The organism is Corallococcus sp. Z5C101001, from assembly GCF_007352635.1.
GTDB classification, from domain to species: domain Bacteria; phylum Myxococcota; class Myxococcia; order Myxococcales; family Myxococcaceae; genus Corallococcus; species Corallococcus silvisoli.
This window is the reverse complement of sequence record NZ_VKLU01000001.1, coordinates 233,647-259,630: the sequence shown is the minus strand read 5'-3', so window position 1 is coordinate 259,630 and position 25,984 is coordinate 233,647. Positions and strand designations below refer to the sequence as shown.

General features: G+C 71.9%; 22 protein-coding genes. 14 read left to right on the top strand and 8 right to left on the bottom strand.

The window, feature by feature from the left end; all coding sequences use genetic code 11:
- The first annotated feature begins 131 nt into the window (after positions 1 to 131).
- The gene (gene radA / locus FOF48_RS01085; RefSeq protein ID WP_143897861.1) at positions 132 to 1,496 is read left to right on the top strand and encodes a DNA repair protein RadA; all 1,365 of its coding nucleotides are present in this window, start codon (positions 132 to 134) and stop codon (positions 1,494 to 1,496) included.
- Positions 1,497 to 1,505: 9 nt separating this feature from the next.
- Here radA and FOF48_RS01080 read toward each other — a convergent pair whose 3' ends face one another.
- Complete coding sequence (locus FOF48_RS01080) at positions 1,506 to 2,048, bottom strand: hypothetical protein (RefSeq protein WP_143897859.1); 543 nt, start codon at positions 2,046 to 2,048, stop codon at positions 1,506 to 1,508.
- A gap of 204 nt (positions 2,049 to 2,252) precedes the next feature.
- On the opposite strand from FOF48_RS01080, the gene FOF48_RS01075 reads away from it, so the two are divergent.
- Positions 2,253 to 3,734 carry a HAMP domain-containing sensor histidine kinase gene (locus tag FOF48_RS01075; protein WP_143897857.1) on the top strand — a complete coding sequence of 494 codons (1,482 nt, stop codon included), beginning with the start codon at positions 2,253 to 2,255 and terminating at the stop codon, positions 3,732 to 3,734.
- On the opposite strand, the gene FOF48_RS01070 is transcribed toward FOF48_RS01075, so the two are convergent.
- From FOF48_RS01070 to FOF48_RS01060, 3 genes are all read right to left on the bottom strand, one after another.
- Positions 3,685 to 5,532 carry a methyl-accepting chemotaxis protein gene (locus FOF48_RS01070; protein WP_143897855.1) on the bottom strand — a complete coding sequence of 616 codons (1,848 nt, stop codon included), beginning with the start codon at positions 5,530 to 5,532 and terminating at the stop codon, positions 3,685 to 3,687. The genes FOF48_RS01075 and FOF48_RS01070 overlap by 50 nt on opposite strands.
- Before the next feature lie 97 nt (positions 5,533 to 5,629).
- Positions 5,630 to 6,436 carry a TenA family transcriptional regulator gene (locus FOF48_RS01065; RefSeq protein WP_143897853.1) on the bottom strand — a complete coding sequence of 269 codons (807 nt, stop codon included), beginning with the start codon at positions 6,434 to 6,436 and terminating at the stop codon, positions 5,630 to 5,632.
- Positions 6,437 to 6,660: 224 nt separating this feature from the next.
- Positions 6,661 to 7,233 carry an NUDIX hydrolase gene (locus FOF48_RS01060; RefSeq protein ID WP_143897851.1) on the bottom strand — a complete coding sequence of 191 codons (573 nt, stop codon included), beginning with the start codon at positions 7,231 to 7,233 and terminating at the stop codon, positions 6,661 to 6,663.
- A 152-nt stretch (positions 7,234 to 7,385) separates the two neighbouring features.
- On the opposite strand from FOF48_RS01060, the gene FOF48_RS01055 reads away from it, so the two are divergent.
- Both FOF48_RS01055 and FOF48_RS01050 read left to right on the top strand, forming a co-directional pair.
- Positions 7,386 to 8,792, top strand: a complete 1,407-nt coding sequence (locus tag FOF48_RS01055; RefSeq protein WP_143897849.1) for a sigma-54 dependent transcriptional regulator — start codon at positions 7,386 to 7,388, stop codon at positions 8,790 to 8,792.
- A 186-nt stretch (positions 8,793 to 8,978) separates the two neighbouring features.
- Entirely contained in the window at positions 8,979 to 10,043 is a 1,065-nt protein-coding gene (locus FOF48_RS01050; RefSeq protein WP_143897847.1) for a TetR family transcriptional regulator, read from the top strand.
- Between the two features lie 21 nt (positions 10,044 to 10,064).
- Here the strand turns inward: FOF48_RS01050 and FOF48_RS01045 are convergent, their stop codons facing one another.
- The gene (locus tag FOF48_RS01045) at positions 10,065 to 10,607 is read right to left on the bottom strand and encodes a hypothetical protein (protein ID WP_186001717.1); all 543 of its coding nucleotides are present in this window, start codon (positions 10,605 to 10,607) and stop codon (positions 10,065 to 10,067) included.
- 95 nt (positions 10,608 to 10,702) lie between these two features.
- Here FOF48_RS01045 and FOF48_RS01040 point away from each other — a divergent pair, with 95 nt between their 5' ends.
- Positions 10,703 to 11,797 (top strand): hypothetical protein, encoded by a 1,095-nt coding sequence (locus tag FOF48_RS01040; protein WP_370456536.1) that lies wholly within the window; start codon positions 10,703 to 10,705, stop codon positions 11,795 to 11,797.
- Between the two features lie 40 nt (positions 11,798 to 11,837).
- On the opposite strand, the gene FOF48_RS01035 is transcribed toward FOF48_RS01040, so the two are convergent.
- Positions 11,838 to 12,152 carry a tetratricopeptide repeat protein gene (locus FOF48_RS01035; protein WP_143897841.1) on the bottom strand — a complete coding sequence of 105 codons (315 nt, stop codon included), beginning with the start codon at positions 12,150 to 12,152 and terminating at the stop codon, positions 11,838 to 11,840.
- Positions 12,153 to 12,213: 61 nt separating this feature from the next.
- Between FOF48_RS01035 and rsfS the strand changes: the two genes are divergently transcribed.
- From rsfS to FOF48_RS36235, 4 genes are all read left to right on the top strand, one after another.
- Positions 12,214 to 12,756: a ribosome silencing factor gene (gene rsfS, locus FOF48_RS36240; RefSeq protein ID WP_186001716.1), complete on the top strand. Its 543-nt coding sequence runs from the start codon at positions 12,214 to 12,216 to the stop codon at positions 12,754 to 12,756.
- 2 nt (positions 12,757 to 12,758) lie between these two features.
- Positions 12,759 to 13,223, top strand: coding sequence for a 23S rRNA (pseudouridine(1915)-N(3))-methyltransferase RlmH (locus FOF48_RS01020; RefSeq protein ID WP_143897839.1), 465 nt, complete (start codon positions 12,759 to 12,761; stop codon positions 13,221 to 13,223).
- 66 nt (positions 13,224 to 13,289) lie between these two features.
- Entirely contained in the window at positions 13,290 to 14,447 is a 1,158-nt protein-coding gene (locus FOF48_RS01015; RefSeq protein ID WP_143897837.1) for an RNA ligase RtcB family protein, read from the top strand.
- A 56-nt stretch (positions 14,448 to 14,503) separates the two neighbouring features.
- Positions 14,504 to 15,205: a ComF family protein gene (locus tag FOF48_RS36235; RefSeq protein WP_186001715.1), complete on the top strand. Its 702-nt coding sequence runs from the start codon at positions 14,504 to 14,506 to the stop codon at positions 15,203 to 15,205.
- A gap of 9 nt (positions 15,206 to 15,214) precedes the next feature.
- Here FOF48_RS36235 and FOF48_RS01000 read toward each other — a convergent pair whose 3' ends face one another.
- Positions 15,215 to 16,051 (bottom strand): Uma2 family endonuclease, encoded by an 837-nt coding sequence (locus FOF48_RS01000; RefSeq protein WP_143897835.1) that lies wholly within the window; start codon positions 16,049 to 16,051, stop codon positions 15,215 to 15,217.
- 232 nt (positions 16,052 to 16,283) lie between these two features.
- On the opposite strand from FOF48_RS01000, the gene FOF48_RS00995 reads away from it, so the two are divergent.
- Entirely contained in the window at positions 16,284 to 16,685 is a 402-nt protein-coding gene (locus FOF48_RS00995) for a hypothetical protein (protein WP_143897833.1), read from the top strand.
- Here FOF48_RS00995 and FOF48_RS00990 read toward each other — a convergent pair.
- Positions 16,677 to 16,994, bottom strand: a complete 318-nt coding sequence (locus FOF48_RS00990) for a DUF3817 domain-containing protein (protein WP_143897831.1) — start codon at positions 16,992 to 16,994, stop codon at positions 16,677 to 16,679. The two genes, FOF48_RS00995 and FOF48_RS00990, sit on opposite strands and share 9 nt — an antisense overlap.
- Positions 16,995 to 17,308: 314 nt before the next feature.
- Here FOF48_RS00990 and FOF48_RS00985 point away from each other — a divergent pair, with 314 nt between their 5' ends.
- From FOF48_RS00985 to FOF48_RS00970, 4 genes are all read left to right on the top strand, one after another.
- Entirely contained in the window at positions 17,309 to 18,355 is a 1,047-nt protein-coding gene (locus FOF48_RS00985; protein WP_143897829.1) for an SIS domain-containing protein, read from the top strand.
- Between the two features lie 391 nt (positions 18,356 to 18,746).
- Positions 18,747 to 19,934: an N-acetylglucosamine-6-phosphate deacetylase gene (gene nagA, locus FOF48_RS00980; RefSeq protein ID WP_143897827.1), complete on the top strand. Its 1,188-nt coding sequence runs from the start codon at positions 18,747 to 18,749 to the stop codon at positions 19,932 to 19,934.
- A 57-nt stretch (positions 19,935 to 19,991) separates the two neighbouring features.
- Positions 19,992 to 22,031, top strand: coding sequence for a glycosyl hydrolase family 18 protein (locus FOF48_RS00975; RefSeq protein ID WP_143897825.1), 2,040 nt, complete (start codon positions 19,992 to 19,994; stop codon positions 22,029 to 22,031).
- A gap of 266 nt (positions 22,032 to 22,297) precedes the next feature.
- Positions 22,298 to 25,960 (top strand): DUF3857 domain-containing protein, encoded by a 3,663-nt coding sequence (locus tag FOF48_RS00970; protein WP_143897823.1) that lies wholly within the window; start codon positions 22,298 to 22,300, stop codon positions 25,958 to 25,960.
- Positions 25,961 to 25,984 lie beyond the last annotated feature (24 nt).

Here is a 25,984-nt window from a genome sequence, read left to right as displayed (position 1 = left end):
AGAACGTGGGATGCCCCACCCTGTGGGGCAACTCGCTACCTGATCCACGACATGACGCCTGCCTGCCCTGCGGCCATGGCGTCCACGCGGGACGGGGAAACGTCAGGGGTCTGGGGTAGACAGCTCAACCCATGGCGAAGGCGAAGACGCACTACACCTGTCAGGCCTGCGGCTACCAGACGGCGAAGTGGCTCGGGAAGTGTCCGGACTGCGGCGCCTGGAGCTCGCTCCTGGAGGAGACCGAAGCGAAGGTGGACGACAAGCGCCCGGCGTGGGGCGCGTCGGGGGGCGCCTCCCGGCCGGTGAGGCTGCAGGACGTGACGGGGGAGACGGAGGTGCGCCGGCGCACGGGCATCGCGGAGTTCGACCGCGTGCTGGGCGGCGGCGTGGTGGGCGGCTCGCTGGTGCTGCTGGGCGGCGACCCGGGCATCGGCAAGTCCACGCTGCTCCTGGCGGCGCTGGACAAGCTGTCGCGGCACGGGCCGGTGCTCTACGTGTCGGGCGAGGAGAGCCTCCGCCAGACGAAGATGCGCGCCGAGCGCCTGCGGGTGGAGAGCGACGCCATCCACCTGTTCGCGGAGACGGACGCGGAGCGGGTGCTCCAGGCGGCGGAGGCGCTGAAGCCCCAGGCGCTGGTGGTGGACTCCATCCAGACGCTGTACCTGCCGGAGCTGGGCAACGCCCCGGGGAGCATCACCCAGGTGCGCGAGGTGGCGGGCCGGCTGATGGCCTTCGCCAAGCGCAGCGGGGTGCCCACGTTCCTGGTGGGGCACGTGACGAAGGAAGGGTCCATCGCGGGTCCCCGGGTGCTGGAGCACATGGTGGACACGGTCCTCTACTTCGAGGGCGAGCGGGGCCACCCGTTCCGCCTGCTGCGCGCGCACAAGAACCGCTTCGGCAGCACCAACGAGATCGGCGTCTTCGAGATGAAGGGCGTGGGGCTGGTGGAGGTGGCGGACCCCTCCGCGCTGTTCCTCTCCGAGCGGCCGCAGGGCAAGTCCGGCAGCGTGGTGACCAGCACGCTCAACGGCACGCGGCCGCTGCTGGTGGAGGTGCAGGCGCTGGTGGCGCCCACGGGCTACGGCACCGCGCGCCGCACGGCGATCGGCGTGGACGGCAACCGCGTGGCGCTGCTGGCCGCGGTGCTGGAGAAGAAGGAGGAGATTCCGCTGGTGGGCTGCGACCTGTTCGTCAACGTGGCGGGCGGCATGCAGTTGAGCGAGCCGGCGTGCGACCTGGCGGTGTGCGCGGCGCTGGTGAGCAGCCTCCAGAACCGGCCGCTGGATGCCAAGACACTGGTGCTGGGGGAGGTGGGGCTCGCGGGCGAGGTGCGCGCTGTGGGCCAGGTGGAGCCCCGGCTCGCGGAGGCCGCGAAGATGGGCTTCCAGCGCGTGGTGCTGCCCGCCGGCAGCGCGCGGCGGCTGGAGTCCTCCAACAAGCTCCAGGTGGTGGGCGTGGAGACGCTGGGCGAGGCGCTGGCCGCGATGTTCGACTGACGGCCCGCCTCAGCGCGGGGGCCGAGGCGGGGACAGGCGCGGGGGCTCCGTGAGGGGCGGAAGAGCAGGGAAGACCCCGGGGTCCGCGTGGAGCCGAGCCGGGTCGCGGCGGGAGGCCTCCACCTGGGCCGCGCGCATCCGCACCGCCTGCAGCCACCGTGCATGCCGGGCCTTCAGCCGCAGGTACACCTCCAGCGGCGCGTCCTTCGCGAGGTCCTCCTCGGGCCGCGAGGAGGCCCAGAGCAGCAGCTCGTTCAGGACGGCATGGCCCTCCTGGCGATCCACCTCCATCACGGCGGGCTGCATCAAGGACACCCGCTTCTCGCGGATGAACGCGAGGTAGCGGCCCAGCGCCTCGCGGCCCACGGCGCCGCCAGAGACGCGGCGCGCGACGGTCGTGTCCTTCGCGAACGCGGGCGCGGAAGCACCGTGGTAGCGCCCGTAGCCGTGCATCCCCACCGGCAGGGCATGGACACCCGGCGTCGCGCAGCCCCCGAGCGTCAGGATGAGCACCAGACCTCCGCTGAATTTCGCGAGCCATCCCTCCGGCATGTCGAGCCCCCCTGAGCAGTCCTTGCTACCAGCCGGGACTGACGTGCCTCGCCAGCCCCTTCCTGACGTCCGAAGCCGCCCGCGCGGACCGCGCCACCGCGGGACGTGAGCCCCCGCGCGAGGCAAGGCGCGCGCCCGGGAACGAGGACTGGCCAGCGCCTGGGGCATGCCGTTTGATGTGGGGGTGCGAGGAGCGCCGCCCGGATGAAGCATCGCCCCCATTCCTCCCGCCTGCGGGACGCGCTGGGCTCGCTGTCGGCGCGGCTGCTGGTGGCGTTCCTCCTGCCCACCCTGCTCTTCCTGGCCCTCGCGGGGGCCTCCGTGTACGCGCTCGCCCGCGCGAGCCTGGAGGACGAGCTGGGGGCCAGCCTGTCCGCGCTGGCCGCCGCCACCGCCAGCCAGGTCAGCGGCGAGCGCATGCTCACCATCGAACCCGGTGACGACGTGTCCGGGACCCGCACCTGGCGCAACCTGGTGCGCCTGCTGGAGGGGGTGCGCTCCGCCAGCGGCGTGCGCCGGGTGTACGCCGTGGACGCGCGGGGCCGCGTGCGCACGGACGTGGGCGGCAACCTGCCCGTGGGCACCGAGGTGCCGGAGCTCGCGCGCGACCGGCTGGAGCTGACGCGCGTCCTCGCGGGCAAGCGCGCCGCCAGCGAGGTCCTGTTCACCGGCTCCGACGGGCTGCTCTACAAGACGGGCTACGCGCCCGTGGTGCAGGACGGACAGGTGGTGGGCGCCATTGGCGTGGAGGGCAGCGCCGCCTTCTTCGGCCCGCTGCGGCGCTTGTGGCGGACCTTCGTCATGGCCAGCGCGGTGGCGCTGCTCGCGCTCGCCGTCATCGCCGTCATCACCGCCCAGGGCCTAGCCCGCCCCCTGCGCCGGCTGATGGACTCCGCGCTGCGCATCGGACGGGGGGACCTGACCACGCCGGTGCCTCCGGAGCCCACGCGAGAGATCGGCGTGCTCGCGCGAGAGCTGGAGGTCATGCGCGGCGCGCTGGAGGGCCGGGACCGGCAGCTCAAGCTCATGCTCGCGGGCGTGGCCCACGAGGTGCGAAACCCGCTGGGCGGCATCGCGCTCTTCTCCGGCCTGCTGCGCGAGGACCTGCGCGCGGGGGCCCACGCGGACGCGAACAGCCACGTGGACCGCATCCAGCGCGAGGTCACCTACCTGCAGCGCATCGTCGAGGACTTCCTCGCCTTCGCCCGCGAACAGCCGCTGGCGCGCGCGCCCATGGAGGCGCCGGACCTCCTCTCCAGCGCGTGCGAGCTGCTCGCCGTGGAGGCCAGCGGCAAGGGCGTGACCCTGGACGTGGACGCCGCGCCCGCGCACCTGGAGGCGGATGGCAGCCTGCTCACCGCCGCGCTCGTGAACCTGGTGAAGAACGCCGTGCAGGCCGCGCCCGCCGGCAGCCGCGTGCGCGTCCGAGGTCAGCTGCGCGACGGCGGCTACGCCATCGACGTCCAGGATGCCGGCCCCGGCGTCCCCGAAGCGGAGCAAGAGCGCATCTTCGAGCCCTTCTTCACCACCCGCGAGCAGGGCACGGGCCTGGGCCTCCCGCTCGCGAGGAAGATCGTCCGCGCTCATGGCGGTGAGCTCGCCCTGCGCTCCACGCCCGGCGACACCGTCTTCACGCTCACGCTGCCCTGTCCCGTTCCCGCGGAGGGTGCGGCTCGGGCGCGCTGACCGGATCCTCCTCCTGGACCTCGAACTGCATCGCCATCTGCCCCACCTCGCCTGAGACGACCTGCAGCGTCCGCGTCGCCTCCTGCGTGGCGGACAGCCTGCGCAGGGTGCCGTCCATGAGCTGTGACAGGTCCGCGATGGCGGTGGCGATCTGCGCGAAGGCGGCGTTCTGCCGCGTCACCGCGTTGGCGATCCTCCGCGCGGCCGCGGAGCTCTCCTGGGAGCTCTTCGACAGCGCGCGCAGGGAGTCACCGGAGGCGCGCATCTGGTCCAGGCCCGCGGCCACCCGCGCGCCGCCCTGCTCGCTCATGGACGCCGCGTCGCGGATGCCCTGGGCGATGTCCATGAGGATGGTGCGGATGCGCCGCGTGGCCTGGACGGACTGGTCCGACAGCGCGCGCATCTCCCGCGCCACCACCGCGAAGCCCCGGCCCGCCTCGCCCGAGCGCGCCGCCTCGATGGCCGCGTTGACCGCGAGCAGGTGGGTCTGGTCCGCCAGGTCCTTCACCGCCTCCGTGATCTCTCCAATCTGCGCCGTGCGCTCCTCCAGCCGGGACAGCCGCTCCTGGATGCCTGACACCACGCCCTGGATGGCCGCCAGGCCCTCCAGGCTCTGCACCACCGCGGCCTCCCCCTGATTGCCCAGCGTCTCCGCGCGGAGGGCCACGCGGAGCACCTCCTCCGCGGAGTCGGAGGCCACCCCGGCGGCCCGCCGCAGCTCCTCGGACGTCACCCGCGCCTCGTGCAGCGCCGCCGCCTGCCGGCTGAGTCCCTGCTGCTGCTCCTCGTTGGACACCCGGAGGTCCGTGCCCGCCTCGCCCAGCCGCTGGGCGGAGGTCCGGAGCAGCCGCGGGAAGCGCCGCAGCCGGGACAGCACCCCGTTCATCCCCGACGCCAGGTCGCCCATCTCATCCGTGGACACCCAGCGCGGCGAACGGATGCGCCCGGACGCCAGGCCGGAGAGGGCGCCGTGCACCGCGCCCGCGCTCACGGCCTGCCGCCGCGCGAGCATCCACGTGGTGAAGGCCGGCAGGATGAACACCAGGGCACACACCCACGGCAGCGCGAAGCCCAGCTCCGCGAACAGCGAACCGCCCACGTCATCCAGCCGGGAGGCGGAGAGCACCGCGCCGTCCGCCAGCAGCACTTCCTTCAGCTGGGCGCGCACCCCCAACAGCTTCACCACCACCACGCACGCGCTCAGCATCAACGTGGCGAAGATGGTGGACAGGAAGGTGAGCGGCAGGAACCACACCTGCCGGGGCCAGAAGAGCCCCGAGCCCGCGGGGGCCACCTCCGGATTCAGGCCCTGCTCCCGCAGCGCCCAGGGCAGCGTCAGGCGCTCCAGGCCCAGGCCGAACGGGAACGCCACCACCACGCCGAAGCAGAAGGCGATGAGCGTGCCCAGCCCCAGCCGGAACCAGTCCTTGCCGAACCACACGCACACCGGGAGGCTGAAGAAGAAGCCCCCGAGCGTCCACGCCGCGGAGGTGGTGAACACCATGGAGCGCCAGGGCAGCTCCAGGATGCGCCGCAGCCGGTCCCCGGGGACATCCTCCTCACGGCGCCGCAGCGCCCAGCCCGCGAGCCAGCGCAGCGTCACGTAGGGGTGGAGCAGCCCGAACACGAGCACGATGAACGGCAGGACGGTGGCGGTGACGCGCACGCCTTCCTGGCTCGACAGCCCCATCGTCATCGCGATGAGGTACGCGCAGAGGATGGAGGGCGGCAGGACCCACCGGAGGAACAGCCACATCCCGCGCCAGGCCAGGTCTCGGACGCCTTCGGCTTCATTCATCTGCGCACGCCCCCTCCGGCCCGACGAACGGCGGGCCGGACTTGTCTCGCGACTTCAAGTCATCACCGGCCCGTGGGACTTCCGCCCACGGGCCGGCTCACACCTCGCCGCAGGACGCGAACACGCGCTCCAGCAGCTCCAGCGAGCGCCGGGCCGCGCTGAGCACGAGCGCGGGCTCCCCGGTGCTCTCATCCACGGTCAGCTTGAGGATCTCCAGCGCCTCGTCGGGATGCGCGTCGTCATACCGGGCATGCGCCCGCAGCCAGCGCAGCGTGTGCGAATCCATGCGCACGCCGTCCCGCGCATACGCGGCGAAGGGCTCCACCACCGCGCGCGTCCAGACCCCCGTCACGCCCTCGATGGCCCAGTTCGCGGCGGCGATGCCCTCCGCCAGGGTGCCGTTCCGGCACGCCTCCAGCAGGTGCCGGTGCAGCGCCTGGACCTCGGGCGTCAGCGGCACCTGGAAGGCCTTGTCGGCGTCCACGCCCGCCGCCTGCATCCAGTCAATCCACCATTCGGCGTGGCGGGCCTCCACGCTCAGGTTCTGCAACAGCCAGCGGCGGATGCTCGCGTCGCCCGGACGCACGCCGTAGGTCGTCTTCGCCAGCGACAGCCCCATGTACTTGGGGAACCGCTCCACGATGGGGAAGCACCGCACCAGGAAGTGCTGCCAGGCGCGCAGCGGCGGGTGCCGCCCCTCCGCGGTGTCCCGGAACAGCTCCGGCGTGCACGCCGCCTCCCAGGCGGGCCGCAGCGCCTCCAGCATCCGCTCCATCCACGGCGGATGGGGCGTGAGGCGCAGCGGCGCGAGCTGATAGCGCCGGGCTGCGTCCTCCTCTTTCAGGGGAGATGTGGAACCGGATTGAGAGACGGAGACCTGGGAACCCTCGCCCAAAGACGACACAGCACGCGCTCCTGCTTCCAGGTGGCTGACTGGCCCTCATGGCCGCCCCCCTCCACCCCAAGCATCGTCAAGGTGAACGGGTGTCTGTGTTTCATCCAGGCCTTCCGCGAAAAAACGTGATTCGAAACGGGGATCTGTTCCAAATCCAAAGCGCTCCTGCCCTCCAGAAAGTATCCCCCGGGACAGGTGCGGGCCGCATTGGCCCACCATCCAACGGGAGCGGCTCAGGCCCCCTTCTGGAGGACCCCGCGCGCCTTGAGCAGCATGCGGCGCAGCGGCGCTTCGTCCGCGCGGGCCAGCGCTTCGTCCCAGCCCAGCCACTGGATGCCGGACGACTCCGCGGGGTCATGCGCGAGCGCGTCGGGGTCCTCCGCCACCACGAGGTAGCGCACGTCCAGGTGGTGGTGCTCGGGCTCGTCCTTGCGCGCGGGAATCGTGTGCACGTCCACGTCCAGCGGGCGCGGGGCGGTGGGGTGCGGGTGCACGCGGCAGCCGGTCTCCTCGCGGGCCTCGCGCAGCGCGGTGGCCTCCATGTCGCCGCCGTCGACGCCTTCCGCGTGTCCGCCCGGCTGCAACCAGCGCTTGAGCTTCGCGTGGTGCAGCATCGCCACCCACTGGCCGGACGCGTCCACCACCACCGCGCTGCCGGTGAAGTGCGCCCCGGGCTGGGCGCGGGAGAAGGGCTCCCCCAGCGACGTGGCGAAGTGGCGCATGCGCGCCAGGTCCTCGCGCTCCTTGTCGTCCTGGGGGACGTGGCGCGCGAGCAGTTCGACGAGGGAAGCAGGAGCATGGGGCATGCGCCTGGATAGCCACCGGCCCGCCCGGGACACCAGCCCTTTCACGGGGCCGGACGTGCGCCCCCGCCGGTCCGGTGTAGGGTGCCGCCCCAGGTGTGCCCTCCTGCCGGAGCGCACCGGCGACGCCCCACCCCCTTCTTTCGAGCAGGCGCATGGCCCGAATCCTCGTCATCGACGACCACGACACCCTCCGCGAGGGCATGACCGTCACCCTCACCCGCTCTGGCCACACGGTGGCCGCGGTGAGGAGCGGGGCGGACGGGCTCGCCGCGTACAAGAAGAGCCCCTTCGACCTGGTCGTCACCGACCTGAAGATGGACGGCATGGACGGCATCGCCGTCACCCGCGCCCTCAAGCAGGCGGACGCGGGCGCGGTGGTGATGGTGGTGACGGCCTTCGGCACCATCGAGACGGCCGTGCAGGCCATGCAGGAAGGCGCGTACGACTTCATCACCAAGCCGTTCCCCCCGGAGGTGCTGCGCGCCAAGGTGGACAAGGGTCTGGAGCTGTCCGCCACGCGCCGCCAGGTGGAGCGCCTCACCGCCCGCACCGACGCGCACGACGCCGATGCCGCCCTCATCCACCGCGACCTCGTGGGCGACAGCGAGCCCATGCAGAAGCTGCTCGCGCAGGTGCGCAAGGTGGCGGCGAGCGACGCCACCGTGCTCGTGCGCGGCGAGAGCGGCACCGGCAAGGAGCTGGTCGCCCGGATGCTCCACCAGCGCTCCCCGCGCAAGGACGGCCCCTTCGTCGTCGTGCACTGCGCGGCCCTGGCGGAGACGCTGCTGGAGAGCGAGCTGTTCGGCCACGAGCGCGGCTCCTTCACCGGCGCCGTGAAGCGCAAGCTGGGCCGCTTCGAGCTGGCCGACGGCGGCACCCTCTTCCTGGATGAGATTGGAGAGATTCCCGCCTCCGTGCAGACGAAGCTCCTGCGCGTGCTCCAGGAGAAGGAGCTGCAGCGCGTGGGCGGCGAGGAGACGCTCAAGGTGGACGTGCGCGTGGTGAGCGCCACCCACCGCGACCTCCAGGCGGAGGTGAAGGCGGGCCGCTTCCGCGAGGACCTGTACTACCGGCTGCACATCGTCCCGCTCACCCTGCCGCCCCTGCGCGAGCGGCCCGAGGACCTGCCCGCGCTCGCGCGCCACTTCGTCGCCAAGCACGCGCCCCGGGTCAACCGGCGCGTCACCGGCATCGACGACGCCACCCTGCACGCGCTCACCCGCCACGCGTGGCCCGGCAACGTGCGCGAGCTGGAGAACGTGATGGAGCAGGCGCTCGTCTTCGCCGAGGGCGAGACGCTCACCCCCGCGGACCTCCCTTCGCACCTGTCCGGCCAGACGCCCCGCATGGACGCGGGGCTGCCGGTGCCCCAGGGGGACCGTCCCCTGCCTGAAATCCTGGAGGACCTGGAGCGCCAGCTCATCGCCCGCGCCTACGAGAAGGCGGGCGGCGTGAAGACGGAGACGGCCCGGCTCCTGGGCATCAAGACCTCCGCGCTGTACTACAAGCTGGAGAAGTACGGCTTCCTGCCCCGGGGGGAGCGCCCCGAGGAGGGCTGAGGGCCCCCCTGTCGCCTCGGAAATCCGTCACCCCCGCCCCAGCCCCATGATTTTCCACCGCCTCGCCTGCCTACCCCTTCCCACCCGGCCGCGGCCAGATCCCCGGAACCAGGACGCTTTCCGGCGGGCCCGGGAACAAGGTAGGAGGATGGGGCTGGCATCCGCCTTGCTGACGGTGTTCCTTCGATGATGCTGCGTGCCCTGCCCGTTCTCCTGTGTCTGCTCGTGGGCGCTCCCGCTGGGGCGACGACGGGGCTGGAGCAGGCTCGCGCGAACGCCCAGGCGGCGCGAAGCGAGGTGCGCACCCTGCGCAACCGGCAGCAGGGCCTGCGCGACGAGCTCAACGGGCTGGCCGCGCGCATCGAAGCCCTCAAGGCCCAGCGCCAGGGAAAGCTCACGCCGGGTGGGGAGCTGGAAGGCGCGCTGCGCCGTTCGCAGGAGCTGAGCGGGGAGCTGACCGGGTTGGCGCAGTCGGTGTCCGGCGCGGAGGGCGAGGTGGAGCGCGCGCACCTGGCGCTGCACGGCGCGCTCTCCCAGGAGCTGACGCGGCTGCGCGCGGCCTGGGACGCGACGACGGACCGGGGAGAGCGGGCGCGGCTGCTGGAGCAGATGCGGTCCGTGCGCGGCGAGCGGGAGGCCGTGCGCGCCGCGCTGCCCGCTTCGCAGGTGCCGGCGCTGGAGGGCGCGACCCGCGGGGATGATCCAGAGGACCTGCTCGCGCAGGCGGACGCGCTGCGCGACACGCAGGACAAGGTGCGCCAGCGGCTCCAGGCCTTGAAGGCGCGCATCACGGAGGTGCGCGAGGAGCGCGACCTGGACCGGCGCATGAACGACTTCCTGGGCGAGGAGTCCATGTTCGACGACCAGGACCGGCGCCTGCGCCTGCGCACCACCGGCGACCAGGGCCTCCAGGTGGCGCCCACGCAGCGCAGCGGCGGCACCCGGATGCCGTGGGTCAGCGCGGGCGAAGCGGATTACAACGCGCCGCCCCTGGCGGGCGGCCCCAACAGCGGAGGAGAGACCACCACCGGCGGTGACCCCACCCGGCCGGGCGGCATGGGGACGGCGTCCGTCACCGCCAGCGACCGGCGGCCCCAGGTGGATCCGGTGCGCGCCCAGGCGCTGGCCGCGGGCGGCCCCGAGGACCTCTCCTCCCTGGAGCAGGAGGCCACGCGGCTGGAATCCCTGGCGCGCGAGCTGGATGGCCGCGCGGGGGCGCTGGAGCAGCGGGCCAAGACGCTGACGCACTGACCGGCCGCGCGCGCCCGGGCGCTACAGCAGGCCGCCCTCGACCTCCAGCACCACCGTGGCCTGCAGGCGCACCTCGCGCTCCGGCAGGCGTCCGGTGCCCCGCAGGAGGATGGCCATGGAGGGCGCGGCGACGTAGGGCCTCAGGTCCACGCTCCCGTCCGTCTTCAGCGACAGCGTGGGGTTGGGCGGGCTCAGCTCCAGCGCGGCGATGCCGTCGCGCGCCGCGAAGCGCGACTCGGAGTTGCCCGCGCGGGCCACGGCCTCCAGCGAGTCCAGGAAGTCGAAGCCCTGGTCGTTGGGGCTGAGCACCTTGAGCTTGAGCGAGCGCACCTGCACGCGCGACACCTCGTCCTTGGTGACGTCCCGGTTCTTGAAGTCCTGGTTCTCGTTGAAGTCCAGCGACGAGAAGCTGCTGATGGCGGGAAAGGCGTTGAGGAGCGTGGGCTTGCCGGTGGGGCTCGCGGGCACCGTCACCTCGCCCTGGATCTCAGTGGTGAAGGACGAGGGGGAGCAGGCGACGAGCCCCAGGCCGGCCACCACCGCGAGGAAGGACGCAGAAGACATGGCCGCAATGTACCGGGCGGCCGGGTGCGGCGTCACCGACCGCGGGCGCGTCCCGCTGTCCCCGGGAGGACGGCGGCCGCCCGGGCTTCGCGAGGATGGGGCGTGCCAGCGGGCCGGAGTATGGTGCGCGCGTCTTGGACCGCCGCCTGCCTCCGCTCCTCCTCGCCCTCGCCACCCTGTGGGGCGGAGGTGCGCTCGCGGCCGAGTGGCAGGGCTCGCTCCGGGGCACCGGCCGGTTGCTCGTGGACACCAACGCCCCCCGGGACTTCACCGACGGCGTCACGCCCGCCCCCGGCGCGGACCTGGCCCTGAGCGTGCTGGGCGTGGCGGAGGGCCGGGGCACCGGCGAGCGCGCGCAGGTGGTGGGCCGGTATGAGCTGGGGGGGCGCAAGTACCTGGACTACTCCAACGAGGACACGCTGGTGCAGGCGGGCGCCCTGGAGGGTTCGCTGGCGCTGGGCACCGAGTGGGGGGTGGGCGCGGAGGGCCACGCCAAGGACCGGCGGGGCGGCAGCCGCGCGTATTCGGACCTGGGCACCAGCCTCTTCGCCGAGTACGCCCCGGATGTGCGGCTCGCGCTGCGGGTGCGCGTGGGTGCGCGGCGCTTCGTGTACCGCCCGGACGAGACAGCGGACTTCGGCGGGCCAGAGGTGGGGGTGCTGGGCCGCTACCGGCTGGCGCCGCGCCATGCCTTGAACGTGTTCGGTGAATGGGGTTCGCGCCGCTACAGCCTCCTGGCGCGGCCGTTCCCTGGCGTCAGCCAGTCCCCCGGACGGCGCCAGGACGGCGCGCTGGTGGCGGGCGCGGGCTACACGTACCGGGGGCCGGTGAAGCTGTCGCTCACGTATGCCTTCCAGGAGGTCAGCTCCAACAGCTTCGGTGAAACGGCGCTGCGCCACCGGCTCACCGGCAGCGCCGGCGTGCGGCTGCCGTGGCGAGTGACGCTGCTGGCGCAGGGCACGCTGGGCCTCTCGCGCTACCCGGACGGCATCTTCCTGTCGCCGGAGATCATCCTGGTGGAGGAGGACGAGGGTCAGAACTCGCTGTCCCTGAAGCTGGCGCGGCCCGTCTCCCCCCGGGTGGACCTGGAGCTGTCCTGGGGCATCTGGAGCACGCACCTGCCCCGCAACAACCTGAGCTACACACGCCAGGTGTTCGGCGTGGGCTTCACCTGGCGCGACCAGGACTAGGCGTCACGGGAGGACGGGGGCCGCTGGCTCGGACGCCCGGTCAGTCCAGGTCGGCGATGCGCTCGTCGATCTCCTCCGCCAGGCCGGGGTGCTGCTGGGCGAGCGCGTGGTCCCGGGCGGTGGTGAGCACCTCCTTCGCCTTGTCGGTGCGCCCGGCCCCCGCGTAGGCGTCCCCCAGGGAGACGAGGGCGGCGGCGTACTGGGGGTCCAGGCGGACGGCGGTCTCCAGACTCTGGATGGCGCCGTCGTACTCCTTGCGCTCCAGGTGCAGCTTCCCCAGGGAGAACCAGGCCATGGGGGCGTCGGGGAACTGGGCCACCATCTTCTTGAACTGCTCCAGGCGGGCGTCGCTCATGGACGGAACCCATTAGAGGAGCGCTGGAAGCTTGCCAAGGGTGCGCTAGGGTATCCGCCACATGGCCACGAAGAAGAAGACCCCCGCATCCAAGACGAAGGCGAAGAGCGGCACCCGGGCTCCGGCCCGGAAGAAGACGGCGGCGAAGAAGGCGAAGTCCAGCCTGCGCCCGCCGCCGCGCAAGAAGACCGCCGCCGCGCGCAAGAAGGCCCCGCGCGCCGCGGCCCCGCCCGCGCCGCCCAAGCCCGCGGACAATCCGAAGGCGCGCGCGCTGGCGCGCCGCATTGGCGACCTGCTGTTGGACAAGAAGGCCTCGGACGTCGTCATCCTCGACATGCGCGGGATGACGTCCTACGCGGACTACATCGTCATCGCCTCCGGCGAGAGCGACCGCCAGGTGAGCGCCATGGCGGAGCACGTCCAGGTGCAGCTCAAGCAGGACGCGCCGCCGCTGCGTCCCATCAGCACCGAGGGCCTGGAGACGGGCCAGTGGGTGTTGCTGGATTACGACGACGTCGTGGCCCACCTGTTCAACGGCGAGGTGCGCGCCTTCTACGACCTGGACGGGTTGTGGGCGGACGCGCCCCGGGAGAAGCCGGCCTAGCGGTGAAGGTCCGTCTGCTCTCCATTGGCAAGGACCGGTCCGGGCTGTTCGAGCCCGCCGTGCAGGAGTACGCGCGGCGGCTCGAGCACTACACGCGCTTCGAGCTGGTGGAGTTGACGGAAGCGTCGGGCCGCAAGCTCAAGGCGGGCGACGCGAAGTCCTCGGAGGCCACCGCCATCCTGGGCAAGCGCAAGCCGCAGGACTGGCTGGTGGCGCTGGACGAGCGCGGCACGCTGCTGGACTCGGTGGAGTTCAGCCGCTACGTCGGCAAGGCGCAGACGGGCGCGAAGGACCTGCTCTTCGTCATCGGCGGGGACGAAGGCCTGGACGACTCGGTGCGCGCCGCGGCGCATCAAGTGCTGTCGCTGTCGAAGATGACGCTGCCCCACCGGATGGCGAGGGCGGTGCTCATCGAGCAGATCTACCGCGCGTTCACCCTCCTCAAGGGCGAGCCCTACCACAAGTAGGCAGCCGGGCAGCCCGGCCGGCCGGGACGTCAGGGCGCGAGAAGCGCCCGCGTCCGAGCGGCCACCATGAACACCCCTTCTTCTGAAACCTCCACGGCCGTCGCGCCGGCAGCCACCGTGCGCATCATCGCCTCGCCCCAGTCCTGGGTGGAGGGAGAGGCGGTGCGCCAGTTGGAAGCCGTGGCGCGACTGCCCGGCATGCGGCTGGCGGTGGGGCTGCCGGACCTGCATCCCGGCAAGGGCGCCCCGGTGGGCGCGGCCTTCGAATCCGAGGGCTTCCTCTATCCCTACCTGGTGGGCAGCGACATCGGCTGTGGCATGGGTTTGTGGGACGTGGACCTGCCGGTGCGCAAGGCGAAGGCGGAGCGGTGGGCGGCGAAGCTGGACCTGGAGGGCGCGTGGGAAGGCGACACGGACGCGGTCCTCGCGGAGCATGGCGCGAAGGCCACGGGCTTCGAGGCCGCGCTGGGCACGGTGGGCGGCGGCAACCACTTCGCGGAGGTGCAGCGGGTGGAGACGGTGCACGACACGCGCGTCTTCGAGGCGCTGGGCCTGAGGGAGGAGCGGTTGCTGTTGCTCGTGCACTCGGGTTCGCGCGGGCTGGGGGAGGCCATCCTCCGCACGCACGTGGACCGGCACGCGGCGGGGGGGCTGGGGGCGGAGTCGGACGAGGCCCGCGCGTACCTGGAGCGGCACGACGGCGCGGTGGCCTGGGCCCGGGCGAACCGGGCGCTGGTGGCGCAACGGACGCTGGCGGGAATCGGGGCGACGGGGCGGCGGGTGTTGGATGTGTGCCACAACAGCGTCACCGCGCGGCACGCGAATGGCCGAGTGGGGTGGCTGCACCGCAAGGGCGCGGCGCCGTGGGATGAGGGGCCGGTGGTGATTCCCGGCAGCCGCGGCGCGCTGAGCTATCTGGTGTTGCCGGTGGGCACGGGCGAGCAGAGCGCGCACAGCCTGGCGCACGGCGCGGGCCGCAAGTGGACACGCACGGCGGCGCGGGAGCGGCTGCGGGAGCGCTTCACGGCGGAGTCCCTGACGCGCACGGCGTTCAAGAGTCACGTGGTCTGCGAGGACCGGGACCTGCTCTTCGAGGAAGCGCCGCCAGCGTACAAGGCCATCGACCGCGTGGTGACGGACCTGGTGGAGGCGGGGCTGGTGCGGGTGGTGGCGACGCTGGCGCCGGTGCTCACGTACAAGACGCGGGGCCGCTCGGCGGACTGAGCGGCACGGGACTCGCACGAGGCGCGAGGCATGCGCTGCCCTTGGGAGTCCCGGTGATGTGGAAGGCCCTGCTGGATGTGCTCTACCCGCCCATGTGTCTGGCCTGCGCGAAGGTGCTGCCGGGCGTGGGCGCGGTGTTCTGCGAGACGTGTGACACGGCGCTGGAGCGGCTACCGCCGGTCTGTTGCCGGACCTGCGCGGAGCCCGGCGTGTTTCCGGGAAACACCTGTCCCCGGTGCCGGACGGTGCCGCCCCCCTTCAGCCGGGCCTGGGCGCCGTTCGCTCACGAGGGCCCGGTGGCGAGGGCCATTCACAGGTTTAAATACGAGGACCAGCCGGACCTCGCCGCGCCGCTGGGGGCGCTGCTCGCGGACGAGGCACGCCGCTTCCTGAGGACCGCGCCCCGGTGCGTGGTGGCGTTGCCACTGCATGCGCGGCGCTTCCGGGAGCGGCGGTATGACCAGGCATCCCTGCTGGCGGGAGAGGTGGCGAAGGCCAGCGGGTGGGCGGCGCCGGTCGGGTGGCTGGAGCGCACGCGGGAGACGCGAAGGCAGGTGGGGTTGAGCGAAGCGGAGCGCGCGGGCAACGTGGCCGGGGCCTTCGTGGCGGCGCGGGCGGTGAAGGGGCAGGAGGTGTTGCTCCTGGATGATGTGTTCACCACCGGCTCCACCGCGAGGGCCGCCGCCGTCGCGCTGCGGGAAGCGGGGGCCGTGCGGGTGGAGGTGCTGACCCTGGCGAGGGCGTTCACCCTCGCCTGAGCCGCCGGTTCAGCCTCGGGAGTTTCGCAGACGGACGAGCTCGGCCTGTGCCTCCGCGAGCCGTCGCTCCAGCTCCTCGCGGCTTTGCAGCTCCAGCTCGCGGCGCTGCGTCTCCTTCGCGAGCAGCCGCTCCAGCTCTTCACGGCGCCGTGCCTCCTCCTCGGCGCGGCGTTGCAGCTCCACCGTCTGGTCTTCCAGCCGGCTGAGGAGCTCCCTCAACTCCAGCAGCGGCGCGTTCCCCGCCCAGAACCGCAGGTGCTCTCCTTCCACCTGAAGCTCCAGCCCCAGCACTTCCGAGACATACCGGCCGTGATGGGGTTCCATGCGCGTGTAGACACGCGCGTCGGGCGTCGCCAAGCGGTAGCCCTCCAGGGTGAACCGTCCTCCATCGAAGATGAAGTATTCAGGGATGCCCAGCCGGGCATACCGGCTCACGTTGAATTCAGCGTCCTTCTTCCGGTCGCCGCCAACGTGCACCTCCATCACCCAGTCGAGTCCGTGGCCTTCGTGACTGACCACCCACTTGTCTCGGGAATGAGACTCCGCGTCCAGGACCACCAACAGGTCCGGCGCGAAGCGCCGCTCCGCCGGGTAATAGACAGGCAACTCCGTGCCCACGTAGACCTTGCGCCCCCGGCGCGTGAAGTACCCCTCGAGGACATCCACCGCGCGCATCTTCGGCTTCGAGTGGCGATCCCCCTCCGGCATCGCCATCTCTTCGTACGTCACTTCCCCCGGCAGCGCTTCCACCACCCGGGCCCGCTCCGCCTGCCCCATCCGTTCCCATTCTTCCTGTGAAGGCGCCCGGGGAAAGGCGTCTCCAACCTTGTCGGTATGACGTCCCATGACCTCAAGCCTGCGTCGGGCAGACATCTGGGTCAATCGCCCCGCGCGGGCTCCGAGCAAGCACCAGGCCAGACAGTTGTCACGCATGGGAGAAGGAGCCGCGCATCCAATGCCAGCTCCCTATGATGCCGCGCGTATGACTTCCGCTCCGACCTCCAGCGCCGAGGATGAGCCGCGCTGTGCCACCCATTCCAGGGCGGCACCGCGAGCATGCTCGCGATGTGGAGCCTTCATGTGCCGGGCCTGCATCGCCCCCGGGAGCAACCCGGGACATTGCCGCACCTGCGGGAACCACTTGCGCGCGGCGGGGCTCGACCCCTCCGACAACCGCAGCAGCATTGGCGAATACCTGGCCCAGTGCAGCTGGCTCACCGCGTTCCTCACGTCGGGAGCGATCTACTTCTGGGGTTTCAAGCAGGGCTCGCTCGTGGGGCTGCTCACCCTGACGAGCGGCTTCCTGCTGGGACTCGGCTGCGGGCTCTTCGCGCTCAGGCGGGAGCGGGACCGGCGTCTTCTCCGGGTCCTCGTGCCCGCCATCATCGGCATCGTGCTCAACGGCCTGCCCTGGCTCGCGACGGGGCTGCTCATCGTCCTGCCGGCGTCCGTCGACCTGATCAAGGACCCCTTACGCTGACTTCGCCGCCTCCAGCGCGCGCGCCTCACCGCGAAGCCTCACGTCCAGCCAGAACGTCCCGCCCGGCACGAGCGACGCCACGAAGGCCACGGCGATCCGCTTCACGCCCCATCGGTACTCGATGGCCGCCATCATCAGCGTGTACAGATACGCCATGAAGAGCAGGCCGTGCGCCATGCCCACCGCGCGCACGCCCTGGGGCATGCCCATGGCGTACTTCAGCGGCATGGCGATGAGCAGCAGGACCAGGAAGGACAGTCCTTCCCAGAAGGCAACGGCGCGGAAACGTCCCAGGGCGGTCTTCAGCATGGGCTCCTCTCTCCTCCGCCACACGCGCAGGGGTCAAGGCACACGGGCCGGACGGGATGCGTCCCTGTCGTCGGCGTGGTGAGCCTGGGTGATACACCTCCCGGATCGTCGGGCTCCCACGTGAAGCGCGCGCCCGTTCCCCTGCCCGCCAGCAGGTCCTTCCTCCAGCGCCCCTGCTTCCGCCGTCGTGCGGCACCCAGGCCGCGGCCCCCCGGCCTCTGCCCTGCGTCCACGCGCGCCCGCCACGATGTCGTGCGCACCACTCCCGGCGCCTTCGTCTCCCTTCCATCCCCGGAGGCTGTTATCCCCTTCGCGTGGACTCCACCCAGACGACCCCCTCCCTCCCCGCGCTCGCGCGCGAGGCCGCCCAGGCACCTGACGCCGCCCGGCGACAGCTTGCGCGTTGCCGCGACACCTTCGCCTACCTGGGTGCTCGCCTGCGCCGCACGCCGCCCCGCTTCGTCGTCACCTGCGCCCGGGGCAGCTCCGACCATGCGGCCGTCTACGGCAAGTACCTCATCGAGACCACGCTCGGCCGCGCCGTCGCCTCCCTGGGCCCCAGCGTCGCGTCCGTCTACAACACCCGCGCCCTGGACCTGCGCGACGCGCTCTTCATCGTCATCTCCCAGTCTGGCCGCAGCCCAGACCTCCTGCGCATGACCGAGGCCGCCCGCTCGGGTGGCGCTGTCGTGCTGGGCTTCATCAACGACGAGGCGTCCCCGCTGGCCGCGCTGTGCGACGTGCTCATCCCGCTGTCCGCCGGCCCCGAGCAGAGCATCGCCGCCACCAAGTCCTATCTGCTCTCCGGCCTGGCCTTCCTCCAGCTCGTCGCCCACTGGTCGGACTCGGCGCAGCTCCATGACGCCGCCCGGCGACTGCCGGACGCACTGGAGGCCGCCGGCAGGCTCGACTGGTGGCCGGCGCTCACGTCGTTGAAGGACGCGACCAGCCTCTATGTCATCGGCCGTGGCAGCGGCCTGGGCGCGGCGCTGGAGATGGCCCTCAAGCTCAAGGAGACGTGCCGCCTGCACGCGGAGGCCTTCAGCACCGCCGAGGTCCTCCACGGTCCGCTCGGGCTGGTGCGCCCGGGGTTCCCCGTGCTCGCGCTGGGGCAGGAGGACAACGCCGCGCAGGGGACCCGCTCCGTCGTGCAGCGCATGGTGGAGCTGGGCGCCGCCGTGCACAGCGCCCTGCCCGTCCCGGGCGCGAACGTCCTGCCCACGCTGCCAGACCTGCCCGCGTCGCTCGCGCCGCTGTGCCAGGTGCAGAGCTTCTACTTCGCGGTGCACCAGCTCGCGACGGCGCGCGGACTGGATCCGGATGTCCCCGCGCACCTGCGCAAGGTCACGGAGACCGTGTGATGCTCCCGTCCTCCAGACTCCAAGACGCGCACGGCTTCAGCGAGGCCCCGCCCCCCGGCGCCCTCGTCCGCGAGGCCGCTGAGACCGCGTGATGCCCATCCTCCAGCCCCCAAGACGCGCACGGCTTCAGCAGGCACCGCGCCTCGACTGCCACGCCTCCCTCGTCCGCAAGGCCACGGAGTCCGCGTAATGCCAACGCTCACCGTCCTCCAAGACACGCACGGCTCCAGCGGGGATCCACGCCGCGAACCCATTGCCTCCCTCGTCCGCAAGGGCACGGAGTCCGCGTAATGCAAACGCTCACCGTCCTCCAAGACACGCACGGCTCCAACGGGGATCCACGCCGCGGATCCATTGCCTTCCTCATCCGCAAGGCCACGGAGTCCGCGTAATGCCAACGCTCACCGTCCTCCAGGGTGCGCGCGTCTTCACCGGGGACATGTGCCTCGAAGGGCACGCCGTCGTCATCGAGGGCGACACCGTCCGCGCCATCGTGCCCACGTCCAGCGTTCCAGCGAGCGCCACCGTGCACACGTTGCCCGGGGACACCGTCCTCGCCCCGGGCTTCATCGACGTCCAGGTGAACGGCGCGGGCGGCGTGCTCTTCAACGACACTCCCACCGTGGAGGCCGCGCTCGCCATCGCCTCCGCCATGCGGACGTGCGGCACCACCGCCCTGCTCCCCACCTTCATCACCGACGACCCCTCGCGCATGCGCGAAGCCTGCGAGGCCGCGCTCACCGCCACCGCGCAGTCGGACGGCGGCGTGCTCGGCATCCACCTGGAAGGCCCCTTCATCAGCCGCGAGCGCGCCGGCGTCCACGCGCCCTCCTTCATCCGCGCGCCCGCCCCCCGCGACGTCGACTACCTCACCGCCCTGCCCCGCCGCTTCGCCGCGCACGGCGGGCGCGTGCTCATGACGCTCGCCCCCGAATGCGTGGACGACGCCACCCTGCGCCGCCTCGTCACCTCCGGCGTGGTGCTCAGCGCGGGACACACCGCCGCCACCAGCGAGCGCACCACCCAGGCCCTGGCGACAGGCGTGCGCGGCTTCACCCACCTGTTCAACGCCATGCCCCCCGTGCTGAACCGCCAGCCCGGTCCCATCGTCGCCGCGCTCACCCACGACGACGCGTGGTGCGGCGTCATCGCGGACGGCGTGCACGTGCACGCGGACAACCTGCGCCTGCTCCTCAAGGTCAAACCCCCAGGCAAGGTGTTCCTCGTCACGGACGCCATGCCCCCCGTCGGCACGCCCGTCACCTCCTTCACCCTCCAAGGCCGCACCATCCTGCGCCGCCATGGCCGGCTCGAAACGGAGGACGGCACGCTCGCGGGCGCGGACATCGACCTCACGGCCGCCGTGCGCCACTGCGTCCACGCGCTCGGCGTTCCCCTGGAGGAAGCCCTGCGCATGGCCTCGCTCCACCCCGCGGCCTTCCTCGGCGTGCACGGCCACCGGGGCCGCGTGGCCCCAGGCCATCGCGCGGACCTCGTGCTGCTGAAGCCAGACCTTTCCGTCCACACCACCTGGGTCGGCGGACAGGCGCGGACCACCGAATCTCTCACTCGCGATTAACCCGGAAAAATTGGGACGTGACTCCTTCCGCGTGAACCGCAGGCGAGGAGAACACGAATGCGTCGTAGGCAATGGATTGTGGGCCTGGTGGCGTCCGCGCTGACTGTCGCGGGCTGTGGCCAGGAGACCTTCGCGCCCGAAGCCCAGGGCCCGGGCAGTGTGATGAAGGCGCCGCTGGACGCCGCGTGGGCCGTGGGCGTCGCCTACTCGGTGGGCACGCGCGTCACCTACGAAGGCCGCGTCTATCAGTGCCGTCAGGCCCACACGTCCCAGGCGGACTGGACCCCCGTGGCCGTGGCGGCGCTGTGGCTGGACCTGGGCCCCGCCACGGGCGGTGGAGGCGACACCACGGCGCCCGTCGTCACCGCGAGCAGCAGCACGAGCAGCATCACCGCCGCGGGCTCCCTCACCATCTCCGCCAGCGCCACCGACGACGTGGGCGTGACGAAGATTGAGATCCTGGAGAACGGCACCCTCGTCGCCACCGCGTCGTCCTACACGCGCGCCTTCTCGGGCTCCGCGCAGAACGGCACGTACACGTACACCGTGAAGGCGTACGACGCCGCCGGCAACGTGGGCAGCAAGACGCTCACGGTCACCGTGAGCATCCCCGGCACCGGCGACACCACCGCGCCCGTCGTCACCGCCAGCGCCAGCGCGTCGCGCATCACCGCCGCGGGCTCCGTCACCATCTCCGCCAGCGCCACCGACAACGTGGGCGTGACGAAGATTGAAATCCTGGAGAACGGCACCGCGGTCGCCACCGCGTCGTCCTTCACGCGCACGTTCTCCACGTCCGCGCAGAACGGCACGTACACGTACACCGTGAAGGCGTACGACGCCGCCGGCAACGTGGGCACCCAGAGCGTCACCGTCGTGGTGGAGCTGCCCGGCACGCCGCCGCCGGGCGGCAAGCGCATCGTCGGGTACTTCACCGCCTGGGGCATCTACGGCCGCAACTACCAGGTGTCCAACGTCCCCGCGTCGAAGCTCACGCACATCAACTACGCCTTCTCCAACATCTCCGCGGACGGCAAGTGCGTCCTGGGGGACTCGTTCGCGGACATCGACAAGGGCTTCGGCTACCCCGGCGAATGGGACCCGGGCGCGCTGCGCGGCAACTTCCGCGCGTTCAAGGAGCTGAAGAAGACGAACCCCCAGCTCAAGCTGCTCATCTCCATTGGCGGCTGGTCCTGGTCCAAGTACTTCTCCCAGGTGGCCGCCACCGCCGCGTCGCGCACCGCGTTCGTGAAGTCCTGCGTGGACCTGTACGTGAAGGGCCAGTTCCCCGGCGTCACCCCTGCCAACGGCGTGGGCGTGTTCGACGGCATCGACGTGGACTGGGAGTACCCCACCGGCGGCGGCCTGCCGGACAACATCAGCAGCCCCGCGGACAAGGTGAACTACACCCTGCTCATGCAGGAGTTCCGCACCCAGCTGTCCGCCGTCACGTCGCAGACGGGCCAGCCCTACCTGCTCACCATCGCGTCGGGCGCGTCTCCGGACCTGCTCGCCAACAAGCAGGAGACCGTGAAGCTCGCCGGCATCCTCGATTGGATCAACGTGATGTCCTACGACTACCACGGCGCCTTCGAGAGCACGGTCAACTTCCACTCCGCGCTCAACCGCGTGACGGGCGACCCGGGCGCCAACGACGGCTTCTACACCGACGGCTCCATCTCCAAGATGCTCCAGCTGGGCGTGCCCGCGTCCAAGATCGTCCTGGGCGTGCCCTTCTACGGCCGCGGCTGGGGCAACGTGCCCAACGTGAACAACGGCCTGTTCCAGAGCGGCGTCCCCACCAAGGGCACCTGGGATGACGGCCAGTCCGGCCTCACCGGCGTGTTCGACTACAAGGACCTCAAGGCCAACTACGAGCGCGCGGGCTCCGGCTACACGAAGTTCCTCCACCCGGAGAGCAAGCAGGCCTACCTCTACAGCCCGTCCACCAAGGTGTGGGTCGCCTACGACGACCCGGAGAGCGTCGCCGCCAAGTCGGACTACATCCTGGCCAAGGGCCTGGGCGGCGCCATGTTCTGGGAGCTGAGCGGCGATGACGGCGGCCTCGTCAACGCCCTCTACGCCAAGCTCCACTGACGCCTCTCCCCCAGCAACGGGGCCCCACCGGGGCCGGCACGGGCATTCGCGCCCGCGCCGGCCCCGTCCGTTTTCGTGCCGTTGCCTCCACGGGCCCACCCCACCCCACACCGGTCCGGCATAGACTGCGGGTGTCTGGGTTGCCTGCCCGCCGTCCGGGGCCGCATGCAGGGGAAGGCCGTGACGGGTCCGCCTGTTCACTGGCGTCATCGCCCCCTGCCGTCCTGGCGTCGCCGCGTGGCGCCGCTGCCACTTGAGGAGAACGGATGTCGCGTTTCACATCGCTGGCCGCAGTCTTCGTGCTCACCTGCCCCGTGCTGGGGTTCGCGAAGCCGAACGCGGACGACCGGGCCCGCGAGTACGCGGCCGAAGCCGTGAAGGCCTTCAACTCGCCGCGCGGCGGCGCCGCCCTGCTGCGGATGCACGCGCTGGTGGATGACGTGGAGGACCTCACCCCGCTCATCAGCACGTACCAGCAGCTCTCCTCGCGCCGCACGGCGGATGCGAACACGCGCACCACCGCGCAGTTGCTCCTGATGGACGCGGAGCGCGCCCGCGGCCGCATGGTGCGCGCCAACGAGGTCCGCCAGTGGCTGGGCTTCGTCAACGACTACTACGTCGTCGGCGGCTTCGAGAACGAAGGCAAGGCCGGCTGCGACACCGACTTCGGCCCCGAGGCCGCCAACCTGGACCTCACCGCGCGCTACCCCGGCGCCAAGGGCCGCGAGGTCACCTGGCGCAAGCTCTCCGTCACGTCCGCGGACGGCTACGTGGACCTGGCCACCGCCGTGCGCCCCAACAAGGAGGCCGTGGCGTACGCGCTCACCTGGCTGGAGGTCCCGCAGGACACGCGCGTGGCGCTGGGCCTGGGCACCTCCGGCGGCTACCGCCTGTGGGTGAACGGGCAGCTCGCGTCCAAGGAGGACCGCTACAACCTGCCCCGTCCGGACCAGACGCGCGTGTCGGTGAAGCTCAAGAAGGGCCTCAACCGCGTCCTCGTGAAGGTGTGCCAGGAGACCGGCCCGCTGGGCTTCTACCTGCGCTCGGAGTCCGCCTCCGCCCGCGCGTCGCTGCCCGCCAAGGCCCCCGCCCTGGAGCGCATGCCCGCGCCCGCGCCGCAGCCCCTGCCCACCCTCACCTCCTCGCTGCGCGCGCTGGTGGAGAAGCACCCGGACGACGCGGCCCTGCGCGGCGACTACGCCCAGGTGCTCGCCTTCTTCCGCGCCTATGACGAGCGCGAGCACACCGCCAGCGCCGAGGCCGCGCTCGCCGCGGAGAGCGCCCCCAACGACGCGCGCCTGCAGCTGCTGGCCGCCAACACGCAGACGGACGACCTCAACGAGCGCCGCCGCTTCCTGGAGGCCTCCGTGAAGGCGGACGGCGCGTACGCCCCGGCGCGGCTGGCGCTGGCGGACCATGAGATGGACCGGGGTCACCCGGAGCGCGTCCAGCCGCTGGTCGCCCCCATCCTGGAGCAGGAGGACGGCCGCAACGTGCCGGGCGCGCGGCTGTTGCTCGCCCGCGCGGCGGAGGCCCTGGGCGAGCGCGCCCGCGCGCACGCGCTGGTGGAGGAGGCCTTCCGCCAGCAGCCGCGCGTGCCCCGCGTGGTGCGGGTGGCCGCGGCGGCGTCCCGTCAGCAGGGCCGCGACCAGGAGGCCATGGACCGCATGCGCGTGGTGCTGGCGCTGCGCTACGACGACACCAACACCCGCCGGCAGCTGGCCGCCATGCTCGCGGACGCGGGCAAGGTGGACGCCGCCGAGCGCGAGTACGCCAAGCTCACCGACCTGAACCCCTTCGACAACGGCTCGCGCGTGCGGCTGGCGGAGCTGAAGGCCGCCAACGGCGCCGCGGAGGAGGCCACCGCCCTCTTCACCGAGGCCAAGGCCCTCTCCCCGGACGAGCCGGAGGTGTACGAGCGCGAGGGCCGCGCGCTGCTCGCCGCCGGACAGCGCGAGCCCGCCCTGGCCGCCTTCGAGCGCTCGCTGGTGCTGCGCCCGCAGAACCCCGGCCTGAAGGAGGCGCTGCGCACGCTCAAGGGTGAGTCGGAGAGCGCCGGCACCCAGTACCTGGTGGACACGAAGCCCCTGTCCAAGGAGGCGGAGGGCTACGTGCACGAGGACGCCGTGTACCTCGTGGACAACACCTACGTGCGCGTGCAGAAGAGCGGCCTGTCCAGCCGCCTCCAGCAGATGGTGGTGCGCGTCCTCAATCAGCGCGGCGTGGACGCGTTCCGCAGCGTCCCCGTCACCTACTCGCCGGACCGGCAGGAGGTGCGGGTGCTGAAGGCCCGCGTGACGAAGCCGGACGGCTCCGTGGTGGACAGCTACGGCGACGCGGACCGCAACATCAACGAGCCGTGGACGGGCATGTACTACGACGCCCGCGCGCGCGTGCTGTCCTTCCCGTCGCTGGCCGCGGGCGACACGCTGGAGCTCACCTACCGCCTGGACGACACCGCGCAGGACAACCTGCTGTCGGACTACTGGGGCGACGTGGAGAGCGTGCAGGGCGTCTACCCGAAGGTGCGCTTCCAGTACGTCGTGGACATGCCCAAGGAGCGGCCGCTGTACTGGAACAAGAGCCGCCTGGCGGGCGTGGAGCAGCAGCAGGAGGCCCCGGAGGCCGGCCGCACCGTGTACCGCTTCGGCGCGAAGCACGTCTCCAAGGTGGTGCCGGAGCCCGGCATGCCGGGCTGGGCGGAGGTCGCCCAGAACCTGCACATCTCCACGTACAAGACGTGGGACCAGGTGGGCCACTACTGGTGGGGCCTCGTGCGCGACCAGCTCCAGCCCAACGCGGAGCTGAAGGCGACGGTGGACCAGGTGCTCACCGGCGTGGACCGCAAGGACCAGCTGGCCGTGGTGCGCGCCATCTACTCCTTCGTCGTCACCAACACCCGCTACGTGGCGCTGGAGTTCGGCATCCACGGCTTCAAGCCGTACCGCGTGGACCGCGTGCTGGCGCGCCGCTTCGGCGACTGCAAGGACAAGGCGAGCCTCATCCACTCCATGCTGAAGGTGGCCGGCGTGGACAGCCGGCTGGTGCTCCTGCGCATGCGCAACCTGGGCGCGCTGGACGCGGAGCCCGCGTCGCTGGCGGCCTTCAACCACGCCATCGCGTACGTGCCCAAGTTCGACATGTACCTGGACGGCACCGCGGAGTTCCACGGCGCCAAGGAGCTGCCGTCCGCGGACCGCGTCGCCAACGTGCTGGTGGTGGACCCCAACGGCACCAGCAGCTTCCTCACCACGCCGGAGGCGAAGGCGGAGGACAACGCCACCACGCTGGCCATGGACGTGGCCCTGCGGCCCGACGGCGGCGCGGACGTGAAGGGCCAGAGCAGCGTGTCCGGCCAGTCCGCGCCGGACTACCGCCGCGCCTACCGCCCGGAGTCCACCCGCAAGTCCACCTTCGAGCGCGCGTGGGCGCAGAGCTTCCCCGGCCTCACCGTGCGCGAGGTGAAGCTCAGCGACACCACCCGCCTGGATGACGACGTGACGCTCGGCTTCAACATGGGCATCCCGCGCTACGCGGAGGTGCTCCCCGGCGGCAGCCTGCGCTTCCTGCCCTTCGGCACGGGGCGCACCTATCAGCAGGTGTACGCGTCGCTCGCCGAGCGCCGCTTCGACCTGGTGATGCAGAGCCCGTGGGTGAACACCTTCAAGCTGCGCTACACGCTGCCCGGCGGCTACACCGTGGCGGAGCTGCCCCAGGCGGTGGAGGAGACCACCCAGTTCGGCCGCGTGAAGCTCACCTACCGCGTGGAGAACGGCGCGCTCGTCGCCGACGGCGAGGTGGCCCTGTCCGTCGCCCGCATCAAGGCGGAGGAGTACCCCCAGTTCCGTGAGTTCCTCGGCCGCGTGGACCGCGCCTTCGGCCGCCGCATCCTGCTCCAGGGGCCGGGACAGAAGACGGCTTCGCGGTAATCGCGGACACTCGCGGTGCCTGCT

Excerpts from the sequence above, each read along its gene's own strand:
- FOF48_RS01075 (WP_143897857.1), top strand. The coding sequence starts at position 2,253 with ATGAAGCATCGCCCCCATTCCTCCCGCCTGCGGGACGCGCTGGGCTCG.
- radA (WP_143897861.1), top strand. The coding sequence starts at position 132 with ATGGCGAAGGCGAAGACGCACTACACCTGTCAGGCCTGCGGCTACCAG.
- FOF48_RS00990 (WP_143897831.1), bottom strand. The coding sequence starts at position 16,994 with ATGCTGAAGACCGCCCTGGGACGTTTCCGCGCCGTTGCCTTCTGGGAA.
- FOF48_RS00975 (WP_143897825.1), top strand. The coding sequence starts at position 19,992 with ATGCGTCGTAGGCAATGGATTGTGGGCCTGGTGGCGTCCGCGCTGACT.
- FOF48_RS01045 (WP_186001717.1), bottom strand. The coding sequence starts at position 10,607 with ATGTCTTCTGCGTCCTTCCTCGCGGTGGTGGCCGGCCTGGGGCTCGTC.
- FOF48_RS01035 (WP_143897841.1), bottom strand. The coding sequence starts at position 12,152 with ATGAGCGACGCCCGCCTGGAGCAGTTCAAGAAGATGGTGGCCCAGTTC.
- FOF48_RS00970 (WP_143897823.1), top strand. The coding sequence starts at position 22,298 with ATGTCGCGTTTCACATCGCTGGCCGCAGTCTTCGTGCTCACCTGCCCC.
- FOF48_RS01055 (WP_143897849.1), top strand. The coding sequence starts at position 7,386 with ATGGCCCGAATCCTCGTCATCGACGACCACGACACCCTCCGCGAGGGC.
- FOF48_RS01060 (WP_143897851.1), bottom strand. The coding sequence starts at position 7,233 with ATGCCCCATGCTCCTGCTTCCCTCGTCGAACTGCTCGCGCGCCACGTC.
- FOF48_RS00995 (WP_143897833.1), top strand. The coding sequence starts at position 16,284 with ATGTGCCGGGCCTGCATCGCCCCCGGGAGCAACCCGGGACATTGCCGC.
- FOF48_RS36235 (WP_186001715.1), top strand. The coding sequence starts at position 14,504 with ATGTGGAAGGCCCTGCTGGATGTGCTCTACCCGCCCATGTGTCTGGCC.
- rsfS (WP_186001716.1), top strand. The coding sequence starts at position 12,214 with ATGGCCACGAAGAAGAAGACCCCCGCATCCAAGACGAAGGCGAAGAGC.
- FOF48_RS01040 (WP_370456536.1), top strand. The coding sequence starts at position 10,703 with ATGGGGCGTGCCAGCGGGCCGGAGTATGGTGCGCGCGTCTTGGACCGC.
- FOF48_RS01070 (WP_143897855.1), bottom strand. The coding sequence starts at position 5,532 with ATGAATGAAGCCGAAGGCGTCCGAGACCTGGCCTGGCGCGGGATGTGG.
- FOF48_RS01015 (WP_143897837.1), top strand. The coding sequence starts at position 13,290 with ATGAACACCCCTTCTTCTGAAACCTCCACGGCCGTCGCGCCGGCAGCC.
- FOF48_RS01050 (WP_143897847.1), top strand. The coding sequence starts at position 8,979 with ATGATGCTGCGTGCCCTGCCCGTTCTCCTGTGTCTGCTCGTGGGCGCT.
- nagA (WP_143897827.1), top strand. The coding sequence starts at position 18,747 with ATGCCAACGCTCACCGTCCTCCAGGGTGCGCGCGTCTTCACCGGGGAC.
- FOF48_RS01000 (WP_143897835.1), bottom strand. The coding sequence starts at position 16,051 with ATGGGACGTCATACCGACAAGGTTGGAGACGCCTTTCCCCGGGCGCCT.
- FOF48_RS01080 (WP_143897859.1), bottom strand. The coding sequence starts at position 2,048 with ATGCCGGAGGGATGGCTCGCGAAATTCAGCGGAGGTCTGGTGCTCATC.